Source organism: Mailhella massiliensis (genome assembly GCF_900155525.1).
In the GTDB taxonomy this organism is placed as follows: Bacteria; Desulfobacterota; Desulfovibrionia; order Desulfovibrionales; family Desulfovibrionaceae; genus Mailhella; species Mailhella massiliensis.
This window is the reverse complement of sequence record NZ_LT706952.1, coordinates 393411-413501: the sequence shown is the minus strand read 5'-3', so window position 1 is coordinate 413501 and position 20091 is coordinate 393411. Positions and strand designations below refer to the sequence as shown.

Below are 20091 nucleotides of genomic sequence, written 5' to 3'. Positions count from 1 at the left end.
TTTTCCCCTCGGGGAACGTATTATTCCGCGTTTTCCTCAACACGGGGCTGAGGCTTGGGCGCGTCGGGGTCCTGATAGTCGTGGGCCCAGTACATGAGGCGCTGGCAGTTGGGGCAGCTCATGATGTGATTGCCGCGCTGCAGGTCGATGAACACCTGCGGAGGAATGGCGATGTGGCAGCCGGAGCACACGCCCGCTTCCACGGAGACGATGACGGGGTGGCGCAGACGGTTGCGGATGAATTCATAGCGGCTGAGCACGGGCGGGGAAATGAGGGCGCTCACTTCCGCGCGCTGAACTTCCAGAGCTTCCAGCTTCGTGCGGCATTCGGCGAGGCGCTTTTCCAGGTTTTCGCGCTGGCTTTCCAGTTCGGCCTTGAGCTCGTTCCAGGTTTCTTCCACGGAATGGAGATTGCTTTCCTGCAGGGAACGTTCCTCCTGCAGGGCCATGCGCTCTTCCTCGCGGGTCTGATTCTGGCGTTCCATGGTGTCCATTTCACGGATCATGGCCTGATATTCGCGGTCGTTTTCCACCTGCATGAGCTTGTTCTTGCTGTTCACGAGGCGGGATTCATCGTCCTGAATGTCGGCGTCGAGACGCTTCTGCTGTTCCTGGATATGCTGGAGCTTGTCCAGAATCCAGTTGCGCTGGGCATCCTGGGAATTGAAGCGCTTCTGCAGGGTTTCCACTTCCATGGGCGCGGCTTCGAGCTCGGCGTTGACGGCGTGAATGCCGTCGTCCACATGCTGGAGAGCCACAAGCTGGCGGATCTGGTCGATATAGAGGCTCACGACAGTACCTCCGGTACTTCAGAAAGAAAGGTCATGGGCAGGAAAGGGTCCCTGCCCGGCAAAAATGTCACGTTCACGCCTTCAAGCTTCTTCTGCAGAAGAAGCGCGAAACGGCGCGTCATTTCTTCTTCCAGGGAAAAATGCCCCACATCGAGCAGCGCCATGGGGCAGAAATCCGGGCTGCCTCCGCTCTGGCGGGAATGCAGCGCAAGGGCATCGTGATACTTCACGTCGCCCGTGATGAATACGTCCGCCCCTGCGGCGGCCGCCTCCTCCATGAGAGAGGAACCGGAACCCGTGCACACGGCCACGCGCCGGATGAGGCGCGAAGCGTCTCCCGTAAGCCGGGCGACGGAGCACATGCGCTCCAGAGGCAGGTGCCTTTTCAGGGCAAGGCACAGCCCGCCGAGGCTCATGGGTTCGGGCAGATCCCCGGCGCAGCCGAAGCCGCCCTCCGCAACCGTGCCGTCCGGCGCGGTGAACACGCCCGTCTTCTCCAGAATCACGCGGCCGGTAAGGCCGAGTTCATCGGCAATCCAGGCGCCGGGTCCCGTGGGGTTGGCATCCAGCGTGGTGTGGCTCGCATAGAGGGGCACGTCGTGGCTGTACAGGATGCGGAGAGCCTCGGTATAGCCGTTGCGCCTGTCGGTGAAGGCGGGACGCATGGCAAGCGGGTGATGCGTGAGCACCATGTCCGCCCCGGCGTCCACGGCGGCCTGAAGCTGTTCCGGCATGGGGTCGAGGCATACGGCAAGGTGCCGTATGACTTCGCGGCCCGAAGCCACCTGCACGCCGGAATGGTCCCACTCTGCCATAAGCGAAAGCGGGGCCGTCTGTTCGATGATCCTGATGAGTTCGCTTTGAAGCATGGTACAAGCCTTTCCTGCGTGATGAGGACATGAATATGTCGGGGAATTTATATTTCTAGGGAAAGTTCAAGGCTTCGTCAAGTTCTTCCCGCAGGGGGGCGGGGGAACCTTCCGGCGGAAGGGGGCGGCACGGCGCTCTTCCCGAGGGCCGCGCCCGGGCAGGACGGAGGGCGGCTTGAAAAGGCGCTTCTTCCGGCGTAAGGTGCCCCTCGCGGCCGGGGGATGCGCCCTGCCGCAAGGATGCTCCCATCGTCCGCGTTTCCGCCTCTTCCGCCTTTGGGGAGGGAAGTTTTCCGGCGGAGCGCCATCCATGCAGGAAGGAAAAATCATGCCGTTCTTCATTTATGTTACCGATGTGTTCTGCCCCTGGTGCTTCGGCTTTGCCCCCGTCATGCAAAAGCTCGTCGCCCGGCATGGTTTTCCCGTGCGCGTTCTCTGCGGCAATCTGGTGGATGAACCGTCCGACACGTCCACCATGGGCACGCCGCGCCTCAGGGCCTTTTTCCGGCGCCTTTCCGATACCACGGGCCGCACCCTCGGCGAGGGCTTCTTCCGCCTGCTGGAAGAGGGGCGGGGAGTCACCATGGATTCCTCCCGTTCCGCGCTTCTGATGGCCGCGCTCAAGAAGCTCGCCCCCGGCCATGCCATGGAACAGATGGAAGCCTTCCAGGAAGCCTTCTACAAGGACGGACTGGACGTGCTCTCCCCTGCCGATCAGGCGAAGGTGGCCGCACGCTGGGGTGTGGAAGAAAAGGATCTGGAAGCCATGCTCTCTTCCGACAGGGCAAAGGAGGCCGCCGCGCGCGACATGGCCGAGGCCGAGGAGATTCTCGGCGACTTCGTGGTTTATCCCACGCTTTTCGTGAAGACCGACGACGGCGAACTTCATGCCGTGGCCCGGGGCTACGCTCCCTTCGAGGAGGTGGAGGACAAAATCGAGGCCGCGCTTTCCTGCGGCGCGTCGCTTTCCGAAGCTTCCGCAAACGCCTGCGGCATGGACGGTTCCTGCTGCCGCTGAGGGGACTTTTACCCGTGCCCCGGAGAAACGCCGTTTTTTTCCGCCTGCGTCCCTTTTCTTCGTCCTGCGCCGCCCGGCCCCTTCCGGGACAAAGCAGGGGGCTTGAAGGGGACTCCCGCATGAGTTAGCATACCTGAACAGGCTGATTTAACATTAAATCGCACTGTCGAACGCGGGGCGCGCCCCGTGTTCGTGCGGAACGCACGTTTTTCGCGTTCCGGGCGACGCACTTCGTCCGGCATTCTCCCCGCAAGCCCGCCGCCCCGTCAGATACGGCCTTGTGCGCGGGCGTTTTTCGCGCAGAGGTCTCCGCTCAGTTGCCGGGTCGTGTTCCGGCCGGGTTTTCCGAGCATTCACCGTTCTTCCGCGTGCTCCGCTTCGGGCGCGCGGGGGCAGCTCTTTTCCGGGCCTTTTTCGTTTTCCCGGAAGGGGCGGAAAAAAGGATGCCCCCATGCTGACCACACGCGATATGTTCACCGGGCTTCCCATGATCACGGCTGCGGCCTTTTTCATGCAGACGCTCGACGGCACCATTCTGAACACGGCCCTGCCTTCCATAGCCGAGGCCATGCACCGTTCCCCGTTTTCCATGCAGCTTGCCGTCATAAGCTATACGCTTACCGTGGCGCTGCTCATTCCCCTGAGCGGCTGGCTGGCCGACACCTTCGGCACGAGGCGCGTGTTTCTTTCCTCCGTGGTGCTGTTCACGGCAGGTTCCGTGCTCTGCGCCATGTCGGGTTCCCTGCCGTTTCTCGTGGCCGCCCGCGTGGTGCAGGGCGTGGGCGGGGCCATGATGGTGCCCGTTTCCCGCCTTACCCTCATGCGCGCCTACTCGCGGGAAGACTTCGTGAAGGTGTTCAACTTCATCACCATTCCCGGTCTGGTGGGGCCGGTGGCGGGGCCCATCATCGGCGGCTGGCTCGTCACCTATGCCTCGTGGCACTGGATATTCCTCATCAATCTTCCTCTGGGGATTCTGGGACTTCTGTACGCGCTGCGCGTGTTTCCCGATTTCAGACAGCCGCGCGGCCGTTTCGATCTTCCGGGCTTTCTGCTCATCGGCCTTTCCGTGCTCGCCCTTACGGCGGGCGTGGAACTGACCGGCGGCAGAACGGCTTCCGGGCTTCCGGCCCTTGCGCTCATGGGCGCGGGTTTTCTTGCCGGCGCAATCTACGTTCTTCATGCGCGCCGCTTTCCCTCGCCCCTCATCAATCTGAAGGTGTTCGCCACGCGCACCTTCGCCGTGGGCATCACGGGCAACATGGTGGCGCGCCTCGGCATCGGCAGCATTCCCTTCCTCGTGCCGCTCATGCTTCAGGTGGGGCTCTGCTATTCCGCCGACGTGGCGGGGCTCATCATGCTCGCTCCGGCCGTGGGCTCCATCATGACCAAGACCGTGGTGCTGCGCCTGCTCAAGCGCTTCGGGTACCGCCATGTGCTGCTTTTCCTCACCCTTGCCATTGCGGGCATCTTCATGCTCATGGCCTTGCAGCAGCCGGGCTGGCCGCTTTCCCTTCTTGTGGTGCAGCTTTTTGTTCAGGGGATGCTCATGTCGGGGCAGTTCACATCCATGAACACCATCACCCTGGGCGATCTTCCGTCCGAACACGCAAGCGACGGCAACAGCCTGCTTTCCGTGTCGCAGAACCTCTGCATCAGTTTCGGGGTGGCCATAAGCACGGCGCTGCTGCGTCTCTTCTCCGGTTCCGGCGAGCTGCATGCCCTGCACGCCACCTTCATTGCCGTGGGACTCATGACCGCCGCTTCCGCCTTCGTGTTCATGCTGCTCAAGCCGCAGGACGGCGACCATCTTCTGGGAAGAGGCGGAGCGGGGAAAAAGGATTCCTGAAATCCGCTACTTCTGCGCCGGGCAGGGATTGCGGACAAAACGGCGTTCCACCCTGCCGACCAGCATGTCCCGGGAAAAATGCGTGACGAGGTAGCTCAGACGCCGGTCTCCGGGAGAATCGGACATCCGGGCGAGAAAACGCTGCTTCGCTTCTTCCGCCCTGGGGGAACCGGCAAGCAGCAGCGCCAGCAGATATTCGTCGGATTCGGTGCGGCCTTTGCGTTCGCACAGCTTGGCCACATTCATGTAGCAGAGGCGGCAGGCCTCCTCTTCCATGCCGGTGGCTTCGTCGATCATGCACTTTTTCAGCTGATGCGCGGGCGAATCCGGGTGCAGCTCTGCCAGGGCATGCACATCCGGCCTTGAGGAATAGGGGTCTCCGAGAGCGCCGTAGGCCGAAATACGCAGCTCAAGCAGTTTTTCATCTTCAGGATGCAGGGCTATTTCGCGGTTGAGGGCGTCGATGGCGACGCACATGCGTTCCTGATGCCCGAAGGCCTGATGCACAAGCTGTTCCAGCTGTTCCATGTCGGCCGCAGGAGAGGAGAGAGGGCAGAAGGTGAGGAAGGCAAGGGCCAGCGCGGACAGGGCTTTTTTCATGAGGGCTGCTCCTCGGGGGCACGGTTTTTCGCAGGAACTGACGGAGAAAAGCGTGTGCCGCCCATGGGAAGGATGCGAACGATGTGTTCCGTGTATCAGTTTTTTTCATGGCTGAACAGAGACAGCCGGGGCGTCCGGCCGGGCCGTACCTTTGCCCTCCGGTTCGGGGCGGCGTGTTTGCCTTTTTCCGCTTGATGCAGGCAAAGCGTTCATAGTACGCTGAAGGTCGCGCCCGCACAGCGTCGGGCGCAGGTGCCAACAGAAAGGATGCAGGATGAAGAAGAAGCTTACCGTGGCCCGCGCCGTGGAGGCGGCGGGCATACTTTTTGAACTGAATACCAGAGAGAGCGGCGTCATGGCCATGGCGCAGAAAGCGGGACTGCCCTGCGGCACGGCGGAGGAAAAGAGCCGCCTCATGCTGGAATGGCGCGCCTATGTACATGCCGCCGTGCTTTACGGACTCATGGTGCAGGCCCCCAACGTGGTGGTGGTGGAATACCTGCGCGTCACGCAGGACATGCTGGGCCGTCTGGGCTACAGCCCGGAAGAGGCCTCGGATTTTGTGGACGGGGCCTTCCGTTCCTATGTGGACCCCATGGTCAGAACGCAGACGCAGGAGTGTCCGGCCGTGTTCTTCCGCCGTCTGCTGGACAGGAGCGTGGAGGATGTACCGCAGAATACGGCGGCCATGGTGTCCGCCGTCATGGCCATGATCATGTCGGCCATACTGGACAAGCTGGAGCAGTACGAGTTCGGTGTGGACTGAGGGCGCAGTGTTTTTCGTGCCGGGCGGCGGGTCGCAGGACTCGCCGCTTTCTGGTTTAAAAGTCAGGCTGGGGTGCCATGGGATGCGCGCTTTTTCGGCGGGCGTGCGGAAAAGAGTCTTGCTCCGTGCCGTTTTCCGAGGCCGCGCCGCCGGGGCGGGGGGAGCCGCGGCAGGGAAGGTGCAGACGCTCCTTCCCTGCCGGGATGGGGGCGCTTTGCCGCGCTGAGTGCGGGAAGCACGGGACATGGCGGAATACGGTCTCAGGGAATTCTCTGCCCGCGGAGAATTCCGCCTGCGGAAGTTCAGGGAAGCATCTGTTCCGGGGGGCGGGAATTTTCCCCCGGCATGTTTGCCGGAAAGGGAACATGCGGCGAAGGTGCCCCGGGAACAGAAAGGCCGCCCTTTCGGGCGGCCTCTGGTATGGTTCATGCGCGGCGGTGGGAGAAGGCCGTCGCGTATGGCCGACGCTTATTCATAGCGGGGGCGTCTCGTCAGCTTCTTGCCGAGCCAGGCCTTCAGCGAGCAGATGACCACGAAGAAGGTGGGGATGAAGAAGATGCCGAGCGCCGTGGCGCACACGGTTCCCCAGAACACGGCCGTACCCACGGCGTGCTGGCTGGCCGCGCCGGCGCCCGAGGCGGACATCATGGGAAGCACGCCGAGACCGAAGGCCAGGGAGGTCATGAGGATGGGGCGCAGACGCAGGCGGCAGGCTTCCACCGTGGCGTCGAGGAGGCTGCGGCCTTCCTCCATGAGGTTTCGTGCGAATTCCACGATAAGAATGGCGTTCTTGGACGAGAGGCCCATGACGGCCAGAATACCTACCTGGAAGTACACGTCGTTGGTCAGGCCCTTGAAGTAGGTGCCGAGCACCGCGCCCAGAATACCGAGGGGGATGACGAGCAGCACGGCGAAGGGGATGGACCAGCTTTCGTACAGGGCGGCGAGGGCCAGGAACACCACGAGCACGGAGAGCGCGTACAGCATGGTGGTCTGGGAACCGGCCATTTTTTCCTGATAGGAAAGACCCGTCCATTCCATGCCGAAGTCCTTGCCGAGCTTTCTCACTTCCTCTTCCATGATGGCCATGGCGATACCGGAGGCGACGCCGGGCACGGGTTCGCCCTGATATTCAAGGGCGGGCATGGCGTTGTAGCGCTGGAGAACGGCGGGGCCGAAGGTCCAGTTCGTGGAATACACGGCGTTGAAGGGCACCATTTCGCCGTATTCGTTGCGGAAATGGATGCGGTTCAGGCTTTCGGGGTTGCGGCGCACGGAGGCGTCGCCCTGCACGTACACCTTCTTCACGCGTTCGTTGTGCACGAAGTCGTTGACGTAGGTGCCGCCCAGCATGGTGGAGACGTCGGTGTTCACGCTGGAGAGGGCAAGGCCCATGCTGGTGGCCTTGGCGTTGTCCAGATTGATGTTGAACTGGGTGATGTCGTCCATGCCCGTGGGGCGGATGTAGGCGATGTTCGGGTTGGCGAAGGCCGCGCCCATGAGCTGCTTGCCCGCTTCCACCAGTTTTTCGTGGCCCACGCCGCCTCTGTCCTGCAGTTCCATGGTGAAACCGTTGGTCATGCCGAGGGCGATGATGGCCGGGGGAATGGCGGCGATGAGCTGACCGTCGAGAATGCCCGCGAACTTCTGGCGGATGCGGGCGGCCACGGAAGCGGCGTCCTGCCCGGGCCTGGTGCGTTCCGCGTAGTCCTTGAGCTTCACGAAGCCCATGCCGGTGTTTTCCGCCACGCCGCCCATGCCGTAACCGGCCACGAACATGAAGGATTCGACGTTTTCCTTTTCATCGTTGAGGATGTAGTCGGCCACTTTTTCAAACTGCGTTCTGGTCTGTTCCAGCGTGGCGTTGGGGGGCATCTGGAGCATGGTCATGACGGCGCCCTGGTCTTCCGAAGGCAGGAAGGAGGTGGGCAGCTGCCTGTACACGAGGCCGAGGCCCGCAACGAGCAGCGCATAGATGATCATGAGCCTGCCGCCGCGCTGCACGAGGCTGTACACGCCGCCCGCATAGCGGTGCTGGTTCTTGGTGAACATGCGGTTGAACCAGCCGAAGAAACCGTGCTGCGCGCCCTGGCTGTGGGGCTTGAGCAGGCTTGCGCACAGCGAGGGGGTAAGAATGAGGGCCACGAGCACGGACAGAGTCATGGCCGACACGATGGTGACGGAGAACTGCCGGTAGATCACGCCCGTGGAACCGCTCATGAAGGCCATGGGCAAGAACACGGCGGACAGCACCACGCCGATGCCGATCAGCGAGGAGCTGATCTGATCCATGGATTTTTCCGTGGCGGTGACGGGGTCGAGGTGTTCTTCCTCAATCACGCGCTCCACGTTTTCCACGACCACGATGGCGTCGTCCACGAGCAGACCGATGGCGAGCACCATGGCGAACAGCGTCAGGGTGTTGATGCTGTAGCCGAAGGCGAGCAGCACGCCCATGGTGCCGAGCAGAACGACGGGCACGGCGATGGTGGGAATGATGGTGGCGCGGAAACTCTGCAGGAACAGCCACATCACGAGGAACACGAGGATGATGGCTTCCACCAGCGTCTTCACCACTTCATGGATGGAGGCGATGACGGGGGGCGTGGTGTCGAAGGCCAGTTCGTAGGCCATGCCGTCGGGGAAGTAGTGCGAGAGTTCCTCGATCTTGGCCTTTACGAGGTTGGCGGTTTCAAGACCGTTGGCGCCGGGGGCGAGGGTGATGCCTATGCCCGAGGCGGGGTGCTTGTTGTAGTAGCTGGTGATGCCGTCCATTTCCGTGCCCATGGTCACGCGGGCCACGTCGCGGATGAACACTCTCTGGCCGTCTTCGGTCACCTTCAGAAGCACGTTCTCGAATTCTTCGGCATTGCGCAGGAGGCTCTGGGCCTTGATGATGACGTTGAGCGCCTGGTCGTTCCTGCCGCCGATCATGTTCGCGCCGAGCTGGCCGGCGGTGACTTCCATGTTCTGGGCGGAAATGGCGTTGCGTATGTCGGAGGGGGTGAGCTTGTACTTGGTCAGCTTGTCCGGGTCGAGCCAGATGCGCATGACGTACTTGCCGCCGAATACCTGCACGGTACCCACGCCCTGGGTACGGCTGATTTCGTCCTTGATGTTGGTGCTGATGTAGTCGGCAAGGTCGATGTTCTCCTGACTGTCGTCGGGGGAGAACAGGGCGATGACCATGAACATGTTGTCGTTGCCCTTGGACACGGACACGCCGTAGCTCTGCACGGCGGTGGGCAGCTGCGACTGCACCTGCTGCACCTTGTTCTGCACCTGCATGTGGGCGACGTCGGGGTCGGTGCCCACCTCGAAGGTGAGGGTGATGGTGGACATGCCCGAGGAGTCGGACTTGGACTGCATGTAGATCAGGTTGTCGATACCGGTCATGTTCTGTTCGATGACCTGCGTGACGGTCTGGTCCACGGTGGTGGGGGAAGCGCCCGAGTAACGGGTGTAGATGCGTATGGAAGGCGACGCCACTTCCGGGTACTGCGATATGGGCATGGTGAAGATGGCCAGCACACCGAAAAGCATGGTGACGATGGCCAGCACCCATGCGAAGATGGGGTGATGGATGAAAAAGCGGGAAAGCATTATTCAGCGCCTCCGGATTCCTGCTCGGCCTTCATCTGCTCTTCGGAAATTTCCTGCACCTTCATGCCGCTGCGCACGTTGTGGACGCCGTTGAGCACGATTTTCTCGCCGAGTTCGAGGCCGTCGGTCACATACCAGTCGTTGCCGATGGCGTGACTTACGGTGATGAAGCGGCGTTCGGCGACGCCGTCCTTGTTGACCACATAGACGTAGGGCTTGCCCTTGAGGTCGCGCAGCACGGCCTTCTGCGGGGCGAGAATGGCGTTCGTGTCTTCGCCGAGCACGACGCTCACGCGCACGAACAGGCCGGGCAGGAGCGAACCGTCGGGGTTGGGAAATTCCGCGCGCAGGGTGATGGTGTTGGTGGTCTGGTCCACGTTCACGCCCGTGAAGTTGAGGTGCCCGGCCGCAGGGTAGTACTCGCCGTCGTGCATGGTGAGCAGGGCCTTGATGTGGGAGGGGTCGGCGCTCTTCATGCCGCCGCGTTCGTCGAACTGCTTCTTGAGGGAGTAGAGGTCGTCGGAAGACTGGGAGACTTCCACATACACGGGGTCGGTCTGGTAGATGGTGGCAAGCGGCGAAGCCTGGCTTGCGGTGAGCAGGGCGCCCACGGTGTAGTTGCTGAGGGTGATGCGGCCGCTGATGGGGGCGCGCACCTCGGTGCGGCGGTAGTTGATCTCCGCCGAATCCACGGCCGCCTTGCAGGCCTGCACGGAAGCCTGGGCCTGGCGCAGGGTGGCCTTCACGTCGTCGTAGTCCTGCTGACTCACGGATTTGGTCTTGAGCATACTGGCGGTACGGCGTTCGCGCAGTTTCGTCACGGCAAGATTGGCTTCGGCGCTTGCGAGGTCGGCGCGGGCCTTGTCGAGCGCGGCCTTGTAGGTATCGGGTTCGATGCGGTAAAGCACGTCGCCTTCCTTGACCATGGAACCTTCGGTGAAGCAGCGTTCCTTAAGAATGCCGCCCACTTCGGGGCGCACCTCGGCCCAGCGGTAGGAGCTGGTGCGGCCCGTGAGTTCGCGCTGGATGTCCACCTTGTGCGGAGTCAGTTCCACACAGGTCACGCGGGTGACGCGGGCCTGGGGAGCCGCGGATTCCTTTTTGGACACGAGGCCGCTCAGCTGGTCGCAGCCGGCAAGAAGGAGGGGGAGCGCCAGCAGAGCAGGCGCAAGGGTACGAAATCTGGCCATTATGATATGCTCCTTGAGTACGGATGGAGTTGGTGAGGGTTATTCCTGCCAGCCGCCGCCGAGGGCGAGGCACACTTCGGCAATGCTGACGAGATGACTGGCGTGGGCCGCCGCCAGAGACTGCTGGGCGGTGAAGAGATTGCTTTCCGCGGTGAGCAGGTCGAGGTAGGAGGCGAAGCCGTTGTCGTAGCGGGTGCGCGCGTGCATGACGGCGCGGGAAAGATAGTCCACCTGGCGGGTGAGGGCGCCCACGGAGTTGGCGTATTCGGTCTGGGAAACGAGCGCGTCGCGCACGTCCTTGAAGGCGTTCTGCACCGTAAGCTCATAGGTGGCCACTGCGGCTTTTTTGGCAGCTTCGGCGCTGTCCACGGTGCGCTTGATGGTCCAGAAGTTCAGAGGCAGGCTGATGCTTCCGCCGAGGTTCGCGTACTGGTTGGAGCTTCTGAGCAGTTCGTTGAGCTCGAGACTTGCGCCGCCGAGAAGGCCCGTGAGGGAGAAGGAGGGGAAGAACGAGGCCCGCGCCGTGCCGATGTCGTAGTTGGCGGCCTGAAGGTTGGCTTCGGCCTGACGGATGTCGGGGCGCTGTTCCAGAAGCTGGGAGGGCAGGCCCGAAGGCAGCACGGGGGTCTTGTTCAGAGACTTCATGAGGGAGGACTTGGCCGTGATGCCGTCCTTCTTCATGATTTCCGCAGGGGAGCGGCCGAGCAGCACGGCAAGGGAGGTTTCGGCCGCATTCTTGGCGATTCTGGCCGTGGCCAGAGCGTTGCGGGCCGTTTCCACGTTGGCGCGTATGCTCAGGATGTCGAGGTCGCTGATCTGGCCGTTGTCGAAGCGGTTCTGGTAAATGGTCAGGGAATCTTCACGGTTCTTCAGAACATCCCGCGCGATTTCCTCCTGCCAGGTGTAGGCGCTCAGCCAGAAGTAGGACTCCACCGTGCTTGCGGCCACGGTGAGGATCACGTTGTCGCGCGCGGCTTCCGTGGCCACCAGGCTGGAGCGGGCCGATTCGGCGGCGTTCCAGTATTTGCCCCAGAAATCCAGCGTCCAGCTTGCGGAAAGGGCGCCGGAGAAGGTGTGCGTGTTCTTTCCGTTGTTCTGCATCGCAATGGGGGAGGTGGAGGAGCGCGCCATGGTACGCGAACCCTCCGCAGAGGCTGCGGGTACGGGCAGAAGCGCGTCGCGGGCGATGCCGAGTCCCGCCTGGGCCTGGTCCACATTGGCCATGGCCTGGTCGATGTTCCTGTTGTTTTTAAGCGCTTCTTCCACCAGAGCGTTCAGGGTGTCGTCATGGAAGCGTTCCCACCACTTCGTCTGGAGAGCCTGTGACTGCGACGCTTCCCACGTCTGGGGAATGTCCATTTCCGGGCGCTGGTAGTCGGGCGCAAGGCTGCACCCCGAAAGAAGCAGCACGACGGCCGGGGCAAGAAGCGACAACATTTTGATCATAAAGATGCTCCTGTATCCTTTATGATAATAAAGTGTTGAAATTACAAAAAATAAAATCATGAAGCCGTGCGGCGCCGTCGGAGGTCTGGCCTTGGGCGGAACCGTTTTTGCGGCCGGGTATCATCATTATGTCGTGTGGACATACCGTATATTTCTTGTTATAAAAAATCAAGAAACATCAAGATTTTGATACAAAAAGAAACTTATGTTTCCAGGAAGGAGGAAACATGAACTGGATCATAGAACAACTGCGCGCCTTCGTCACGGCGGCGGAAAAAGGTTCCTTTTCCGCCGCCGGCCGCGCCATGGGCAGGGCGCAGTCGGTGGTGAGCACCCATATCGCCATGCTGGAGGACAGCCTCGGTGTGGAACTTTTCGACCGTTCTTCCCGTTCTCCCATTCTTACGGAGGCGGGCAAGGCGCTCCTGCCCGAGGCATACGCCGTGCTCAGGCAGAGCCATCGTTTCGATTCCTGCGCCGTGGCCCAGTACAGCGGCGACGCGGTACGGCTCAACGCGGTCATCAGTCACGGCGTACCTTTTCAGGGCATATCGGAAGGCATAGCGTCGCTTGCGGAGAATTATCCCTTTCTGCGGGGCAGTTTTCACATCGTCTCGCTCGACGAGGTGTGGAATCAGGTCAGCGAGGGCACGGCGCACATAGGGCTGGTGCTGGGCCATCTTCCCGAAATCAAGAAGAACTGCGAAATGATGTGCCTCGGGCAGATGCGTTACTGTCTGGTGGCTTCCTGCAATTCCGTCCTGGGGCAGAAGAAGCATGTGAGCGTGGACGATCTTGCCCAGTGCCGGCAGATCGTGTTCAGCGGGTCCCGTGCCCAGCGCTACCTGCTCAATTCCCAGTACTGGGAGGTGAACGACGTGCTCGTCGCCATGTACTGGGCGTCCCTCGGCATCGGCTGGACGGCCGTACCTCTGGGACTGGCCAAACGTATCATCAGCGATTCCTCCATGAAGAACCTCGTTATTCTGGACATGGATACCATGGCCCTCGCCACCCACAACATCTATCTCATCTGGAACAACTCCTTCAGCCGCCGCGATGTGCTGGAGAGTCTGTGCCGCAACCTGAAGGATTACTATCAGCGGGCTTTCGAGCAGGATGACAAAATGTTCTGATGCCCGGTTCACTTCGTCCGCATGTTTCCCGGTTTTCCTGCCGTTTCCGCAGGGAAGCCGGGATTTTTCATGCCCGTTCGTCCGTCCGGCACGTTTCGTCTTGCCGCACGGGCGTGTTCGTCAGGGGCGGGAGGGGACGGAAAAACGCCGCCGTTGTTTCCGCCGGGGGAGGGCAGGCCTTCCGGCGCTTCATCGCAACCATGTCTTCCTTAAATTAAGCAGCCGCTTTCACGGGGGACTCCGTGGGGAGAATCGGTGCGCTTTCGCATCGCCCGGCGTGGGGCATCGGGGGAGGGCGTCTCCAGATTGCCTCTTTACGTGGTAAGAACGCGCCTCTATCCCCCGGTTTTTCGTGAGCGGAAAGGTTTTCCGGGGCGTTCTGCGCCGTCTGCGCCGCCAGTGGTATACCATTCCGCGGAAGACGCGATTTTTTACGGCCTGTGCGGAACGGCATAGGCGCGCGGCATGCCGCCTCCGATAACAGGGCGGGAACATGCATTTTTTCCTTCCGGTACGGAAAAAAGGCGGAAAAGTGCAGGGGAAGAGGCTGCGGCGCAAACCTGTTCCTGCCGCCGGGGCATGGCGTGAAAAGCGGCGTATGCAGGGGGATGCGGCCTCCGTACAGGGAAAAAACAGGATTTTTTTTCTTCGCCGGGAGCGCTGCGGCCGGAAAAAAAACTCCCGACACGACGGCGTTGTGCCCCGTGTTTTGCCGCTGTTTTTTTATCACCTCATTTTTATTGATGTTTTTTTATATTTCCCGCTCCGGGAAACGCAGATTCCGCTTTGCGGGAACGGGTATACCAGACTTGTTTTTCCCTTTTCCTGTCCGTGTTTTTCACGCACTTTTTATGCATGAAAAATAATTCAATGATTACATAAAGATAAAATATAATATCTTTATAATTTACAAGGCTCTTAGTAAAATATATAGGTTTGTTGATAATAATGGAAAAACGGCTTAAAAAGGAGAACGGAAGCCATGCTGTTCCATGATTTTTCCATGCTGGTTCAGGACGTGGTGGTCAGTGCTCCGTGCGGCGTCCAGATGCTTGCCCGCCGCGTGGGAAAAACCTATCCGACCCTCATGCGGGAGGTGAATCCCTACGACAAGGGGGCGAAACTCGGGGCGGATACGCTCCTGAACATCATGCTGGTGAGCCGCGACGTCAGGCCGCTGGAATACATGGCGCAGCTTATGGGGCTGCGCCTGGAGAGGATGCCGGGAAAGGAGGAAGGGGAATGACTCAGCGTCGCGCCACGCGGCGGGCCGTCACATAGTAGCGGTCCCAGTAGTCGACGGAGAGCGATTCGATGCGCACGCGGGCCCGGGGCTTCGGACTGTGTACGAAGCTGTTCTGCCCGATGTAGATGCCGGTATGGTAGCCGGAGCGCGGAATCTTGAACACGACGATGTCCCCGGGGCGGAGATTGCCGCGCTTGATGCGCTGCCCTGCGGAGGCCTGGTCGCGGCTGATGCGCGGAACGCTGATGCCGTTGCTGGCGCAGGCCCAGTACACGAGGCCGGAGCAGTCGAAGCCGCGGGAGGGGGAGGTTCCGCCGGACACATAGGGGCGGCCGAGCTGGCTTTTCGCACTGGCGGCTATGGCCGCGCCGCTTCCGCTGACCGCGCGGGTCTGCGTGTAGGCGGGACGGTAGGTCTGTTTGCCGCAGCCCGTCGCAAGGGTGGCCACGGCCGCACACAAGAACAGAAGAAACACTCGCCGGAACAGGGAAAAGGCGCGAATCGTCATCATGGCAATGGCAAACCTGCCGAAGTTGAAAGGGTACTTTGTTCTTTTTAGGCCATACGAAGAAAAGTTGCAAGTCGGATTGCAAGACGGAGGTACAGGGCGGCGTTTCGGGCGTTTTTTCCGGCCCACGGGATGCACCGCTGCCGTCATGTTGCCGATTCGGGACGAGCGATATTCTATAACATTGAAATGTATTATTTTTTATTGTGTTTTCCTTGACGTGCAGTATCAAAAATGGAATACACTGAGACCGGTGTTTTTGTATCATTTCCTTATGAAAGCGACAGGGGTACCGGAGAGAAAAACAGGTTTTCAGAAAAGCAAGGAGGTTTTTATGGTATCGGAACTTTCCACACTCATTCATAATCTGGTGCTTGATAACCCGGTGCCTGCCAAAGATCTGGCAAAGGCCATAGGCAAGCCCTATTCCACGCTTCTGCGTGAAGTGAATCCGTACGATACGGGCGCGAAGCTGGGCGCGGAAACGCTGTTGCAGATCATGTTGCAGACGGGAGATACCAAGCCGCTGGAATATATGGCGGGCAAACTCGGCTATTCTCTGGTGTCGAGCAGGGCGGAGGCCCCGCACGTCACGCCCGGCGCGTTTCAGGCCCAGCCTTCGGGCGCGCAGATGGGGGTGCCCATGATGGAAGGCGGACAGAGCGGGGAGCTCGAGCGCAGAGTCTGATCCGGCACCGCCTCAGAAAACGGATGCAGAGGGAACAGGGCCGCGGCCTGCACATTCCGCCGTGAAGGCAGAGAATGCGGCCGGCGAAGGAATCGTTCGCAGAATGCGCCCGGAGCGGAGGAACCGGTGGGGGGATATGCCGCCTGGTGTCATGCGGTTTTCGCAGGTTCCCTTCCGCAACGTGGGAAGGCGCATGTTTCACGGAACCTTTTCAGGCGGATACAACAAACCTTTTCTATCGACGGCCCGGGCGTATGTCCTGCGCTCAGGTTTCGGGTAACGGCGGCACGGTCCGCTGAAGAACGCCTGAGGGAGAGCCGTCACGAGGCTGCGGTCGTCCGTTTCTTGCAGAACGCAGAGAGGACCGCGGCGGCGTTGACGGGAGCCCGGGGCGGCAGAACCGTGTTTATGCTGCAAGAGCGGGCGCGCATATGCGCCGCGACACGGGAGCCGTAACGACCGCAGAGGCCGGAGCTTTCACAGAGGAAATGCCTTGAAACGCGCCATGGCGGCGCGAAGGAAGAACGGGGACGAGGGCGGAAGGAGAGCCGCCGTCGTCCCCGTTTCTTTTCCGCGCAGGCGGCGGAACGGGAAAACGGGGTTCTGCACAGGGCGCTTTCTGGCTGAGGGCACACGGCATGGGGCATTCCGCAGCGGCGCCAGTCACCGCGGCGTGTTTCCTGTCTGCGGGTACGGCAGGCCCGGCGGCGTGCATGAGGAGAATGGGACCCTGAAAACCAGTCGTACAGAATTCGTGCCTGTGCGTCGGCCGTGCCGGGCGGGGAAGAAGACGGGCGCAGAGGGGCGGAGGGAACACTCCCGCATGTCTCAGGCGGCGGGGGAGGTTTCATCGTGCCTGACACGGTATTTTTCTGTTCAGGCACGGCGGGAATCGTTGTCGGAAAGGGCGTCCGTGCTTTTTTTGCGGCGCGGTCATATGCCGTTTTTGCCGGCGGGCATACGCAGCCGGAGCACAAAAGCCGTAAGGCCGCCGAGACCGGACGCTCCTCAGAGGGAATACTCCCTGCCCGGACAGATGCAAAAAGAACGGGGAAGAACACGGCAGAGCATTGCGGCCGCCGAAGATGCGCAGCGGAGCATAAAACAAAAGGGCGCAAGTGACTTGCGCCCTTTTGGGAACCGGACACCCGGCAACAACCGTTACCGTTGCTTCCTTTCGGACCTGGCGGGGTTGGCGGCGCGACCGCCGTCCGGTTCCCTGAAATCGTTGTCGGAAAAATACCCTATCCGGGCAGAGCGCTTTTGTCAAGTTCCGCCCCGGAAGGCGCCGCTTCCCGACGGAAAACGGGAGGGAAAAAGAAACGGGGGCGGGGGGGGCTTCCGGCCTTTTTCCGGGTATTTGCCGCGGCAGAAACAGGCCGTTTTTTTCGCCTGCGACCATATTCCTGCGGCGGAGCAGAGCCTTTTCATGATGAGGCAGCCTTCTTCTCGGGTGTCTTTTTTGTGATAACTGTCTGTAAAGAAAAGCAAAAATATTCGTCTTCGGAAAAAATGAAAAAAGAGGCGGAAAAATGCTTGCCAAAGCCCTGCCTTTTTTATAGAAGAACTGCTGTGCCCAGGTGGTGGAATTGGTAGACACACTATCTTGAGGTGGTAGCGCCGAATGGCGTGGGAGTTCGAGTCTCCCCCTGGGCACCAGTCAGCATGTAAGGGCCGCGAAATTCTTTTCGCGGCCCTTTTGCTTTACCCCGCCCTCTGGCCCCGCCCTCCCCCGGCGGGGCTTTTTTTTCTGCGTCGGGAAAGAGCGATGGAGGCAAAACGGTCTGCATCTGGCGGGATGCGGAGGACGCCGGAAAAATTTTTCCGGGAGAAAACTGCCCGCCGAAAGCTGCCTCAAGGGAAGTTTTTTCCGGGGAAAAAGAGCAATGAACGGAAGATATCCGTTAATATCAAAATATGTTTCCATGGCATAATGCGGAAATATGCCGGCGCGTGTTCTTCTGCTCTTGTGTGCCGATGTGACGCATGTTTATGGCGCGATATTGTTTTTTGTCGCAAGAGTGAAATAATCAGTGATAACCATTCAATATTTTTATTCTATAAAAATTAAATGCGATATCGGATGAAATACCATGCGACGTTCGTGCCGGATACGGCATGTTTGAAGAGCCGCGATGGCCGGGAAAGCAGAAGCGGTGCGTAAGCCTCTGCTGCTGGGAGGAACTGACCGGAAACATACGAACTTTTTTCATGTACACCGGGCATGTCTTCCGAAGCACGCATGGTGAACCGGTATGCGTGGGGAACGCTGCGTAACTACGGCCTGACTTCAGCAGAGCACGCTTGAGCCGATTTCGTCGACCCGGGGCAAGAAACAGAAAACTGCAGGCCGGATGCGTTGTCGGCGGAGGGGCGGGGCCTGATGGAGCCGGGAAACAACGGCCTCCGTACTTTGCTCCAGAGAAGCTTTTTTGGTGTCCGGCGGAAATGGGGCGTTGACAAAGGCATGGTTTTTCAACAACATGATCATACTCTAATGAAATATGCTAACCGGGCCGCAAGGCCGTCTTTTTTCAACTAGGAGAAGGGAAGGCATGACAAGAGAACAGGAACTTGAGATCGCCAACTATCAGGACGCGTGGTCGAAACTGTACCTGCACCTTGCCTCTGCGGCGGACAGGGAATTCGGCATCGACGGCGAACCGCTGCTGCGCGCCGCCGTGCGCCAGTTCGGCATCGACCGCGGACTCGCCCAGCGCGAGAAGCACAGGAAGGCGGGGCTCAAGCTCAACATGGAAAACCTTTTCGGTCACGGCGATCTGCCCGGCGACCCGCGTTTCCGCCGCAACAAGATCAGGCTCACCTCGCAGGAACGCTTTTCCGAAACGCTGGTCTGCCCCATTGCCGAGATGTGGCGCAGCATGGACGGGCTGCGCCTCGGCAGGCTGTACTGCGAGGAATTTCATCACGCCAAGTTCGGCGCCTACGCCCCCCATTCCCAGACGAATCTGAGTCAGACCCTCACGCAGGATGATTCGTTCTGCCGTTTCTCCGTGTATCTGCGTCCCGGCAACCTGACGCCGGAGGAAAGAAAGGAAGCCTTTGCCGAGTTCGACCCCGACTTCGATCCCGCAAAGGTGCAGCCTCTGGAACCCGTGTCGGCCCATGACGGCTTCACCATGCTCTGCGTGCGCATCATCCAGAACATCGTCGTCGTCATGCTCGACGCCTACGGCGAAAAGGGCGAAGCGTGTATGCGCGGCGCCCTGCGCGACTTTGCCGAGGATTTCGCCTCCCACCTCAAGGCCCGCGCCGCCGCGCTGAACCGGCCCTTCGACCGCAGCTTCGCGCTGGCCAATACGCCGCTCGACTTCGCTCCCGACGGTCCGGGGGCGGCCATCTGGGCCTGTTACGACGACCCTCGTCCGAGAAAGCTTTTTGAAGAGGAATTCTACCGCGCCTTCGGGGTGCCCTTCGAAGCGTAGTTTTCCGCAGACGCCTGCGGGAGATGTGCGCTCCCGCCGCTCTGCTGCCCCGTGCCCGTGGTGGTGCCGCCGTAGCTGCCCTGAATGAGATTGTTGTAGTTCTGCAGGGCCTGAAGCGCCTGATTCTGCGTGTAGTTGTAGCGGTCGATATCGGCGTTGATTTTCTGCTGATTGTAGTCGTCCATGGCGGCCCCGGCCTCGCCCAGCGCCGCCGCGTCGGTATAGGCCTGATTGGCGAGCTGCTGCCCCGTCTGCGCGGCCACCACCTGCTGACCTGTGCCCGTGTTGTAAAGCTGGCCCGCCTGCGCGGCGGCATCGGCCCGTTTGTCCCACAGGGCGGAATACATTTCGCTTGCGAGATTGTTCGCCGCATCGGCCGAGGCCGCCTCGTGCGCGCCGGAACCGTAGCGCCCCGCACGGTTGAAATTCCCTTCAAGGCTGGCCTGAGCCTGCGAATTCGCGCGGTTGAACAGCTCGTCCACATAGGGATTGTCTTCCTGCGAAAGCTCATTCAGCGTATTCAGACCCTGATTGTTCGCAAGCGCCTGCCCGGTGGTGATGCTGTTCATGGCGTTGGAACCGTTGTCGATGAGGGAACTGCCGTTCTGCGCCCTGTCCGCCTGCATCTGAAGGGCGTTCTGCGTCCACTCCGACTGATCGGCCACCGTCTGCCCCGGGTAGTAATCGGGCGCCATGCCGCCGTTATGGTACAGCTTCTGCGCCTCTTCAAACACTTCCTTCAGATAGGGCTGCTGCCCTTCCCACGGATCGGCCTTCTGCACCGTGGTGGTGCTGCCGCCTCCCTTTCCTCCTCCCATGGAGCCTCCTTTTTCATGATTGATGCGGCAGGGAGAACCTGAACCGCCCCGGCGGGATGCCCGCAATGCGTTCCGGCCTCCTGCCGCGTTGCCTGCCGCGCCTCCCCGGCCGTGCGC

At 60.8% G+C, this 20091-nt stretch carries 15 protein-coding genes, 1 tRNA gene and 1 other RNA gene; 8 read left to right on the top strand and 9 right to left on the bottom strand.

The window, feature by feature from the left end; genetic code table 11:
* Nucleotides 1-20 precede the first annotated feature (20 nt).
* On the bottom strand, nt 21-791 hold the full coding sequence (locus CZ345_RS11995) for a zinc ribbon domain-containing protein (protein WP_077073366.1): 771 nt from the start codon (nt 789-791) through the stop codon (nt 21-23).
* Entirely contained in the window at nt 788-1660 is an 873-nt protein-coding gene (locus CZ345_RS11990) for a Nif3-like dinuclear metal center hexameric protein (RefSeq protein ID WP_077073365.1), read from the bottom strand. The genes CZ345_RS11995 and CZ345_RS11990 overlap by 4 nt, the downstream gene beginning before the upstream one ends.
* 328 nt (nt 1661-1988) lie before the next feature.
* On the opposite strand from CZ345_RS11990, the gene CZ345_RS11980 reads away from it, so the two are divergent.
* The gene (locus CZ345_RS11980) at nt 1989-2678 is read left to right on the top strand and encodes a DsbA family protein (protein WP_077074086.1); all 690 of its coding nucleotides are present in this window, start codon (nt 1989-1991) and stop codon (nt 2676-2678) included.
* 451 nt (nt 2679-3129) lie between these two features.
* Nucleotides 3130-4527, top strand: a complete 1398-nt coding sequence (locus tag CZ345_RS11975) for a DHA2 family efflux MFS transporter permease subunit (protein ID WP_077073363.1) — start codon at nt 3130-3132, stop codon at nt 4525-4527.
* A 6-nt stretch (nt 4528-4533) separates the two neighbouring features.
* On the opposite strand, the gene CZ345_RS11970 is transcribed toward CZ345_RS11975, so the two are convergent.
* Entirely contained in the window at nt 4534-5127 is a 594-nt protein-coding gene (locus CZ345_RS11970) for a hypothetical protein (protein ID WP_077073362.1), read from the bottom strand.
* Between the two features lie 274 nt (nt 5128-5401).
* Here CZ345_RS11970 and CZ345_RS11965 point away from each other — a divergent pair, with 274 nt between their 5' ends.
* Nucleotides 5402-5893, top strand: coding sequence for a hypothetical protein (locus CZ345_RS11965; protein WP_077073361.1), 492 nt, complete (start codon nt 5402-5404; stop codon nt 5891-5893).
* A 468-nt stretch (nt 5894-6361) separates the two neighbouring features.
* Here CZ345_RS11965 and CZ345_RS11955 read toward each other — a convergent pair whose 3' ends face one another.
* From CZ345_RS11955 to CZ345_RS11945, 3 genes are read right to left on the bottom strand one after another with little or no spacing between them, the layout of a single operon-like run.
* Nucleotides 6362-9496 (bottom strand): efflux RND transporter permease subunit, encoded by a 3135-nt coding sequence (locus tag CZ345_RS11955; RefSeq protein ID WP_077073359.1) that lies wholly within the window; start codon nt 9494-9496, stop codon nt 6362-6364.
* The gene (locus CZ345_RS11950) at nt 9496-10686 is read right to left on the bottom strand and encodes an efflux RND transporter periplasmic adaptor subunit (protein ID WP_077073358.1); all 1191 of its coding nucleotides are present in this window, start codon (nt 10684-10686) and stop codon (nt 9496-9498) included. Before CZ345_RS11950 ends, CZ345_RS11955 begins: the two co-directional genes overlap by 1 nt.
* Before the next feature lie 39 nt (nt 10687-10725).
* Nucleotides 10726-12132, bottom strand: coding sequence for an efflux transporter outer membrane subunit (locus CZ345_RS11945; RefSeq protein ID WP_162274974.1), 1407 nt, complete (start codon nt 12130-12132; stop codon nt 10726-10728).
* A gap of 227 nt (nt 12133-12359) precedes the next feature.
* On the opposite strand from CZ345_RS11945, the gene CZ345_RS11940 reads away from it, so the two are divergent.
* Nucleotides 12360-13268 (top strand): LysR family transcriptional regulator, encoded by a 909-nt coding sequence (locus tag CZ345_RS11940; RefSeq protein WP_077073357.1) that lies wholly within the window; start codon nt 12360-12362, stop codon nt 13266-13268.
* Between the two features lie 982 nt (nt 13269-14250).
* Nucleotides 14251-14514: a phage regulatory CII family protein gene (locus CZ345_RS11925; protein ID WP_077073354.1), complete on the top strand. Its 264-nt coding sequence runs from the start codon at nt 14251-14253 to the stop codon at nt 14512-14514.
* Nucleotide 14515: 1 nt separating this feature from the next.
* On the opposite strand, the gene CZ345_RS11920 is transcribed toward CZ345_RS11925, so the two are convergent.
* Nucleotides 14516-15025, bottom strand: a complete 510-nt coding sequence (locus tag CZ345_RS11920; RefSeq protein ID WP_162274973.1) for a C40 family peptidase — start codon at nt 15023-15025, stop codon at nt 14516-14518.
* 331 nt (nt 15026-15356) lie between these two features.
* Here CZ345_RS11920 and CZ345_RS17460 point away from each other — a divergent pair, with 331 nt between their 5' ends.
* Complete coding sequence (locus CZ345_RS17460; RefSeq protein WP_077073353.1) at nt 15357-15710, top strand: phage regulatory CII family protein; 354 nt, start codon at nt 15357-15359, stop codon at nt 15708-15710.
* A 1128-nt stretch (nt 15711-16838) separates the two neighbouring features.
* Here the strand turns inward: CZ345_RS17460 and ffs are convergent.
* Nucleotides 16839-16934, bottom strand: an RNA gene (gene ffs, locus CZ345_RS11910) — signal recognition particle sRNA small type.
* A 350-nt stretch (nt 16935-17284) separates the two neighbouring features.
* On the opposite strand from ffs, the gene CZ345_RS11900 reads away from it, so the two are divergent.
* Nucleotides 17285-17369, top strand: a tRNA-Leu gene (locus CZ345_RS11900).
* Between the two features lie 896 nt (nt 17370-18265).
* On the top strand, nt 18266-19156 hold the full coding sequence (locus CZ345_RS11895; RefSeq protein WP_077073351.1) for an L-2-amino-thiazoline-4-carboxylic acid hydrolase: 891 nt from the start codon (nt 18266-18268) through the stop codon (nt 19154-19156).
* Here CZ345_RS11895 and CZ345_RS11890 read toward each other — a convergent pair.
* Nucleotides 19123-19974, bottom strand: a complete 852-nt coding sequence (locus tag CZ345_RS11890) for a hypothetical protein (protein WP_077073350.1) — start codon at nt 19972-19974, stop codon at nt 19123-19125. The two genes, CZ345_RS11895 and CZ345_RS11890, sit on opposite strands and share 34 nt — an antisense overlap.
* Nucleotides 19975-20091: the final 117 nt, after the last annotated feature.

What these genes read in the sequence shown, in the direction of transcription:
- CZ345_RS11925 (WP_077073354.1), top strand. Translation starts at nt 14,251, where the DNA reads ATGCTGTTCCATGATTTTTCCATGCTGGTTCAGGACGTGGTGGTCAGT.
- CZ345_RS11975 (WP_077073363.1), top strand. Translation starts at nt 3,130, where the DNA reads ATGCTGACCACACGCGATATGTTCACCGGGCTTCCCATGATCACGGCT.
- CZ345_RS17460 (WP_077073353.1), top strand. Translation starts at nt 15,357, where the DNA reads ATGGTATCGGAACTTTCCACACTCATTCATAATCTGGTGCTTGATAAC.
- CZ345_RS11940 (WP_077073357.1), top strand. Translation starts at nt 12,360, where the DNA reads ATGAACTGGATCATAGAACAACTGCGCGCCTTCGTCACGGCGGCGGAA.
- CZ345_RS11895 (WP_077073351.1), top strand. Translation starts at nt 18,266, where the DNA reads ATGACAAGAGAACAGGAACTTGAGATCGCCAACTATCAGGACGCGTGG.
- CZ345_RS11965 (WP_077073361.1), top strand. Translation starts at nt 5,402, where the DNA reads ATGAAGAAGAAGCTTACCGTGGCCCGCGCCGTGGAGGCGGCGGGCATA.
- CZ345_RS11955 (WP_077073359.1), bottom strand. Translation starts at nt 9,496, where the DNA reads ATGCTTTCCCGCTTTTTCATCCATCACCCCATCTTCGCATGGGTGCTG.
- CZ345_RS11980 (WP_077074086.1), top strand. Translation starts at nt 1,989, where the DNA reads ATGCCGTTCTTCATTTATGTTACCGATGTGTTCTGCCCCTGGTGCTTC.
- CZ345_RS11990 (WP_077073365.1), bottom strand. Translation starts at nt 1,660, where the DNA reads ATGCTTCAAAGCGAACTCATCAGGATCATCGAACAGACGGCCCCGCTT.
- CZ345_RS11945 (WP_162274974.1), bottom strand. Translation starts at nt 12,132, where the DNA reads ATGATCAAAATGTTGTCGCTTCTTGCCCCGGCCGTCGTGCTGCTTCTT.
- CZ345_RS11970 (WP_077073362.1), bottom strand. Translation starts at nt 5,127, where the DNA reads ATGAAAAAAGCCCTGTCCGCGCTGGCCCTTGCCTTCCTCACCTTCTGC.
- CZ345_RS11890 (WP_077073350.1), bottom strand. Translation starts at nt 19,974, where the DNA reads ATGGGAGGAGGAAAGGGAGGCGGCAGCACCACCACGGTGCAGAAGGCC.
- CZ345_RS11920 (WP_162274973.1), bottom strand. Translation starts at nt 15,025, where the DNA reads ATGATGACGATTCGCGCCTTTTCCCTGTTCCGGCGAGTGTTTCTTCTG.
- CZ345_RS11950 (WP_077073358.1), bottom strand. Translation starts at nt 10,686, where the DNA reads ATGGCCAGATTTCGTACCCTTGCGCCTGCTCTGCTGGCGCTCCCCCTC.